At 70.4% G+C, this 6,358-nt stretch carries 7 protein-coding genes; all 7 read right to left on the reverse strand.

Features of this window, described 5'->3' with window-relative positions; translation table 11 throughout:
• Nucleotides 1-106: 106 nt before the first annotated feature.
• Entirely contained in the window at nt 107-631 is a 525-nt protein-coding gene (gene folK, locus FL311_RS39710) for a 2-amino-4-hydroxy-6-hydroxymethyldihydropteridine diphosphokinase (RefSeq protein WP_046715810.1), read from the reverse strand.
• On the reverse strand, nt 628-1,401 hold the full coding sequence (locus FL311_RS39715) for a fumarylacetoacetate hydrolase family protein (RefSeq protein WP_141332846.1): 774 nt from the start codon (nt 1,399-1,401) through the stop codon (nt 628-630). The genes folK and FL311_RS39715 overlap by 4 nt, the downstream gene beginning before the upstream one ends.
• Nucleotides 1,398-2,213, reverse strand: a complete 816-nt coding sequence (gene dapB / locus FL311_RS39720; RefSeq protein ID WP_141332847.1) for a 4-hydroxy-tetrahydrodipicolinate reductase — start codon at nt 2,211-2,213, stop codon at nt 1,398-1,400. Before dapB ends, FL311_RS39715 begins: the two co-directional genes overlap by 4 nt.
• 52 nt (nt 2,214-2,265) lie before the next feature.
• Entirely contained in the window at nt 2,266-3,153 is an 888-nt protein-coding gene (gene dapA, locus FL311_RS39725) for a 4-hydroxy-tetrahydrodipicolinate synthase (protein ID WP_141332848.1), read from the reverse strand.
• Between the two features lie 16 nt (nt 3,154-3,169).
• A complete protein-coding gene (lysA, locus tag FL311_RS39730) occupies nt 3,170-4,411 on the reverse strand; it encodes a diaminopimelate decarboxylase (RefSeq protein ID WP_141332849.1) in 1,242 nt (413 codons plus the stop codon).
• Entirely contained in the window at nt 4,408-4,653 is a 246-nt protein-coding gene (locus tag FL311_RS39735) for a hypothetical protein (protein ID WP_141332850.1), read from the reverse strand. Before FL311_RS39735 ends, lysA begins: the two co-directional genes overlap by 4 nt.
• 2 nt (nt 4,654-4,655) lie before the next feature.
• Nucleotides 4,656-6,358 (reverse strand): TIGR04551 family protein (locus FL311_RS39740; RefSeq protein WP_141332851.1); only part of this gene is annotated, 1,703 nt, incomplete at its 5' end.

A 6,358-nucleotide genomic window follows, 5' to 3' on the forward strand; every position in this document is an offset into this window, starting at 1 on the left:
GCGGTGGGGGACGCCTGCGTCCCCGGGGGGACGGGCGGGTGACCAGGGGGCAGCGAAGAGGGCTCGGCGGCGAGCAGCGCCGCGGTGGCCAGGGCCAGGGAGAGGTTCATGTCTCGTTGCTCGGCAGGCTCGCTTCAGGCCACCAGGTGGCTTCACTCCTGCGGACATCCTGCGGGGCGAGTTTCCCGAGGAGCTCCTTCACCGTCGTCCCCAACACGGGGTGCAGCAGGTCCGGCGCCAGCTCCGCCAACGGCTCCAGCGCGAAGCGACGCTTGTGCAGCTCCAGGTGCGGCACCTGGAGGTGCGGGTCCGCCACCACCTGTCCCTCCCAGAAGAGGATGTCCAGGTCGATGGTGCGCGGGCCCCAGTGCTGCTCGCGGCGCCGGCCCAGGTCCTTCTCAATCTGCTGGAGGATGACCAACAGGCGCTGCGGGGACAGCGCGCAGTCCAGGGCCACCACCGCGTTGAGATAGCGCGGCTGCGGCGGCCCGACGGGGGCGCTGTCGAAAAGAGAGGAACAACGAAGCACCGCCACCGCATCGATGCGGGACAGCGCGGTGAGGGCGGCGACCAGGTGGGACTCGCGGTCCCCCTCGTTCGAGCCCAACCCGACGTAGACGATGGTGCTCACGGCTCCAGCTCAACTGGATTGAGCAGCGTCCCGATTCCCTCGATTTCCACTTCAACCGAGTCGCCGGCCGCAAGCTTCCCCACTCCCGAGGGCGTGCCGGTGGAAATCATGTCCCCAGGGAGCAGCGTCATGATGTGGGAGATGAACGACACCAGGCGAGCGGGGCTGAACACCATGTCGGAGGTGCGGCTGTCCTGGCGCACCTGCCCGTTCACCCGGCAGGAAATCTGGAGGTCGGCGGGCGACAGGCCCGTCACCGCCCACGGCCCCGCGCACGCGAAGGTGTCGTAGCCCTTGGCGCGGGTGTGCTGCGTCTCGCGCTTCTGGATGTCGCGCGCGGTGACGTCGTTGAAGCACGTCAGGCCCCAGATGGCGCGCGCGGCGGTCATCTCGTCGGCGTTCTTGAGCTTCTCGCCGATGACGAGCGCCAGCTCCGCCTCGAAGTGCACCTCCTGGCTCGCCTTGGGGATGCGGATGGGCGAGCGGGGGCCGTTGAGCGCGGTGGAGGGCTTGGTGAAGATGAGCGGCTCGACGGGCACGGGCTTGCCCATCTCCTCCGCGTGCTTGCGGTAGTTCTGGCCGATGCAGACGACCTTCGACGCGTCCGAGGGCACCAGCAGCGACACCGCGGACAGCGAGCGGCGGATGCCCGTGTCCTTGACGCCGGCCAGCCAGGGCGCCGAGGAGAGCACCACCACCTCGGTGCCCTCGACGCGGCCATGGTGCGCGCGGCCCTCGTGGAGGAAGCGGCAGTAGCGGGCGGTGGTCATGAAGTCCTCTGGAAGCCGAGCACGTCGGCCATGTCATACAGCCCCGGAGGGCGGCCCACCACCCAGCGCGCCGCGCGCAGCGCCCCCAGCCCGAACTGGTCGCGGCTGGTCGCCCGGTGCGTCAGCTCGATGCGCTCGCCCTCGCCGAAGAAGTACACGGTGTGCTCGCCCACCACATCCCCCCCGCGCAGCGTCTGCACGCCAATCTCCTTCGCGGGGCGCGCGCCTGTCTGCCCGTGGCGCGCGAACGTCAGGTCGTCCTGCGTGCGACCCAGCGCGGAGGCGAGCACCTCCGCCAGCCGCAGCGCCGTGCCGCTGGGCGCGTCCTTCTTCATCCGGTGGTGCGCCTCCAGCACCTCCACGTCGAAGCCCGGGCCCAGCACGCGCGCCAGCTCCGCGGCCACGCGGATGACCAGGTTGACGCCCACCGACATGTTCGGCGCGGCGACGATGGGCACCCGCTTCGCGCAGTCGGCCAGCGCCTGTGACGCCTCCGGAGAGAAGCCCGTGGAGCCGCACACGAAGGCCACGCCGCGCTCGGCACACGCCTTCGCGTGGGCCACGCTGACCTCCGCGCTGGTGAAGTCGATGACCACGTCCGCCTTGGCCGCATCCAGCGCGCGGCCCAGGTCGTCGGACACCTGCACCTCGAGCGCGCCGATGCGCGCCACAAGCCCCGCGTCCAGACCCACCGAGGCGCTGCCGGGCCGCTCCGTGGCGCCGACGACCTGGAGGTCCTCCGCGTCGCGCGACAGTCGCAAGAGCGTGCTGCCCATACGACCGGTGATGCCGGTGATGACGGTGCGAATCATGGTGGGCCGCGCTCCTGGCGTGTCGTGGCGTGTGGCGCTCGGCAGAGCGGCTTCAGTGCTTCAGCAGGCCCAGCCGACGCAGCTCCTCGGCGAGCTTCGCCGCGTTGGGCTCCGTCATGGGCACCAGCGGCAGCCGCACCTCCGGCCCGAAGAGGCCCAGCAGGTGCAGGCCCCACTTCACGGGGATGGGGCTGGACTCCACGAAGAGCAGCCGGTGGAGGGGGTTGAGCTTCACCTGGAGCGCGCGCGCCTTGGCGAAGTCGCCGGCCCGCGCGGACGCCACCAGGTCCGCCATCATCCGGGGCGCCACGTTGGACGACACGGAGATGACGCCCTTGCCGCCACAGGCGATGAAGGGCAGCACGGTGAAGTCGTCACCGGACAGCAGCGTCAGCCGCTCGCCGCACTTCTCCAGGATGTCCACCGCCCGGGCCATGTTGCCGGTGGCCTCCTTGATGGCCACCACCTCCGGGAAGTCGCACAGCCGCTGCACCGTCTCCGGCAGCAGGTCCACGCCAGTGCGGCCGGGGACGTTGTACGCGATGATGGGGAAGCCCGGGTGCGCCCTGGCCACCGCGCGGAAGTGCTCCACCAGGCCCGCCTGCGTGGGCTTGTTGTAGTACGGCGTGACGATGAGCGTGCCATCCGCGCCCGCGTCCCGCACGCGCGCCACGCCCTCGATGACCTCGGCCGTGTTGTTGGAGCCCGCGCCTCCCACCACCAGGGCCCGGCCCTTGGACTCCTCCACCACCACGCGCACCGCGCGGGCGCGCTCGTCCGCGGACATGGTGACGGACTCACCCGTGGTGCCCATGGGGATGAGCACGCTGGTGCCGCCCTCGAGCTGCTGCCGCACCAGGGCCCGGTAGGCCGACTCGTCGAGCGCGCCGTCGCGGAACGGGGTGGCCAACGCCGTCATGGAGCCTTCGAAGGTCTTCATGCCGGCGCTTATATGTTCAGGCCCGCTCGCCGCGCCAGAGATCCTCGGTGCGCTCGCGCTCCCGCACCACCCGCCAGGCCTCCTCGGCCACCAGCACCTCCGCCGGACGGGGGCGGGAGTTGTAGTTGGAAGCCATGCTCATGCCGTAAGCCCCGGCGCTGAGGAAGGCGTACAGCTCGCCCGGCTGGGGGAGGACCAGGGAGCGCGCCTGGGCCAGCACGTCGGTGGACTCGCACACCGGCCCCACCACATCCACCTCCACTTCCTTGCCCCGCCGCTTCACCAGCGGGACGAAGCCGTGGTGGGCCTCGTAGAGGGCGGGCCGCAGCAAATCATTCATGCCCGCGTCGACGATGGCGAAGCGCTTGGCCGGGGTCAGCTTGCGGTACAGCACGCGCGTGAGCAGCACGCCCGCGTTGCCCACCAGCGAGCGCCCGGGCTCCAGCACCAGCCGCGCGCCCGTGTCCTTCGTGGCCGCGAGCACCACGCGCGCGTACTCCGCCACTGACGGAGGCGTCTCGTCCGTGTACGTGATGCCCAGCCCGCCGCCCACGTCCAGGTACTCCAGCGGGTGCTTGCGCGCCTTGAGCTCGCGGTACAGGCCCGCCACCTTGGTGAGCGCCGCGCGCACCGGCGAGCTCTGCGTGAGCTGCGAGCCGATGTGACAGTCCAGGCCGAAGGCCCTGAGGCCCTTCATCTTCTTGGAGCGCTCGTACAGCGCCACCGCCTCCTCGAAGGGCACGCCGAACTTGGACGTCTTCAGCCCGGTGGCGATGTAGCGGTGCGTGCGCGCATCCACCTCCGGGTTCACGCGCAGGGCGAACGGCGCCTTCTTCCCGAGCCGCCGGCCCACCGCGTCCAGCGCCTCCAGCTCCTCGGCGCTCTCCACGTTGAACAGCAGGAGGCCCGCGTCCAGCGCGGCCGCCATCTCCTCCGGCGTCTTGCCCACGCCCGCGAACACCGTCTTCGCGGCCTCGCCGCCCGCCTGCCGCACGCGGGCCAGCTCTCCGCCGGAGACGATGTCGAAGCCCCCGCCCAGCCCCGCGAACAGCCGCAGGATGGAGAGGTTCGAGTTGGCCTTCACCGAGTAGCAGATGAGGGGCCGGGCCTCGCCGAAGGCGTCGACGACGGCGCTGAAGTGCCCGGTGAGCGCCGCGGTGGAATAGACGTAGGCGGGCGTGCCCACCGCGTCCGCGATGGCGGGCAGCGGCACGCCTTCCGCGTGCAGCACGCCCTTTCGATAGGTGAAGAAGCTCACGGGACTCCGGCGTCCGCGTCGGTGGTGGTGGTCGGCGTCACCACGCCACCATCCGTCGTCGGCGACACGGAGGGTCCGGTGGGCGCCACCGTCGTCGGCGCGGTGTCCGACGGCGGAGGAGGCGTCTCCGTCGCCGGCGCGCTCGGCGCCAGCGGCGGCTTGGGCGCGCCCTTGATGCCACACGCCACCATCCCCAGCACGAGGAGGGCGGCGATGCTCAGCGAAGAGAGGGCGCGCTTCATGGCTAGAACTTCACGCCCAGCCAGCCGCGGATGGTGTGCGGCGTCTCCAGGTCCCGACGCAGCACCTCCTGGTACTGCTGCAGGCCGCTCATCGGGAAGAGGATGCCGTAGGCCAGGCCCGCGATGAAGCCGTCCTCGGTGGTGTAGTCCACGCCCGCGTTCAGCTCGATGCCCAGCGACTTGCTGGTGAACGACGGCGTCGACTCCGCGTAGAGCGCCTGCGAGTAGATGAGGCGGCCGTACACGTCGATGCCCGGCGCCACCGCGTACTTCACGGACGGGCGGATGTAGAACGCGTCGGTGATGCCGCCGATGAGCTGGCGCCACAGGATGAGGTCCACGCGGTAGTCGCGGTTGAAGCGGAAGTTGCGGATGGCGTCATCCGCGCAGCCGCCCGCGTCGCAGCGGTACTGGGGGCCTTCCACGTCGCCCGGCTGGGTGTAGTTGTTGGGGCCGCTCGTGTTGCCGGAGCCGGTGCGGCCCGGGTAGTTGCCGAAGCCCGGCGCCTTGTCGCCGGAGGCGAAGCCCAGCTCCAGGCCCACCGTCAGCTTGTTCTCCGCCGCCTTCACCTCACCCTGGAGCACGCCGCCGAACTGGGCCACGCGCAGGCTGGGGTCCGCCATCGCCTCGTTCAGGCTGAGGCCGCGGCTGTTGATGCTGCCGAGCACCGCCGCCAGCTCCATCTCGATGCGCCAGGAGCGCTCCTCGTAGCGCAGCCAGAAGTCCGGGACGTACAGCTTGGCGTCGCGGGGGATGAAGCTCACCTGCCCCGTCGTGTCGTTGGTGACGTCCTGGTAGTTCTGCGTGCGGTAGGTGAAGTGCAGGCCGTACTGGAGCACGCCCTGGTTGTTGTCGAGCTTGGAGCGGATCTGCGCGTCCGTGTCCCGGCGGGCGATGGCAATCACCCAGCTGTGGGCGTCATCGGCCTGCGTCAGGTCCACCGGCTCGCCCTGGGCGCCGGAGCGGTACACCGAGCCCTCGGAGTTGAAGTCCAGCATCGGCGTGACGTACCAGCCGGCGAACGGCTCGGTGACGAACTGGATGCGGTCCACCGTGTCGCCGAAGTCGCAGTCGAAGCAGTTGCCGTCGTTGCGCAGCATGCCCAGGCCCCAGTGGCTGCCCATGCGGCCGAAGCGCAGGATGCCCACCGGCGTGTTCACCTCGCCGTAGGCGCGGCGCAGCTTGATGGAGTCCGACAGCGTGTTGCCCAAGGACTCCTGGTCCTCGGAGAAGATGGTGAAGACGTTGCGCGCGTCACCCGGGTAGAGCGTGTCCGGCGTGGAGCCGAGCACCAGGTTGTCCAGGCCGTCCACCTGGAGCTTGAGCTTCACCTGCTCGGAGATGTTGAACGTGGGGTCCAGGCGCAGGCGCATGGTGGCGAACGACTGGGTGTTCGCCGACGTGCGCGAGGAGCGCGGGAAGATGTCCTGCCCCGGCGTCGCGGAGGGCAGCCGTCCCAGGTCGAACTTGTAGAAGAGCGTGGGGCGCAGGCGGAAGTAGCCGTCGAGCTGGAAGACCTCCAGCTTGCGCTTCTCCTCGGGGTACTCCTCGCTCCACTCCTCGCCGTTGAGGGACTGCTTGGCGGCCTCGGCGCGAATCTCTCCGCGCAGCTCCTGCTTGGTGGCCTCCAGGTCGTCCTGGGTGACCGGCTCGGCCGCGGGCTGTCTCTTATACACACCTCCGAGCCCACGAGACGCGTAGTAAC

Origin of the sequence: Myxococcus sp. AB025B (assembly GCF_006518215.1) — a bacterium.
In the GTDB taxonomy this organism is placed as follows: Bacteria; Myxococcota; Myxococcia; order Myxococcales; family Myxococcaceae; genus Myxococcus; species Myxococcus fulvus.

Bases quoted from the DNA above. Each gene is read 5' to 3' on its own strand.
- dapA (WP_141332848.1), bottom strand. From the start codon at position 3,153: ATGAAGACCTTCGAAGGCTCCATGACGGCGTTGGCCACCCCGTTCCGC.
- FL311_RS39715 (WP_141332846.1), bottom strand. From the start codon at position 1,401: ATGACCACCGCCCGCTACTGCCGCTTCCTCCACGAGGGCCGCGCGCAC.
- FL311_RS39735 (WP_141332850.1), bottom strand. From the start codon at position 4,653: ATGAAGCGCGCCCTCTCTTCGCTGAGCATCGCCGCCCTCCTCGTGCTG.
- dapB (WP_141332847.1), bottom strand. From the start codon at position 2,213: ATGATTCGCACCGTCATCACCGGCATCACCGGTCGTATGGGCAGCACG.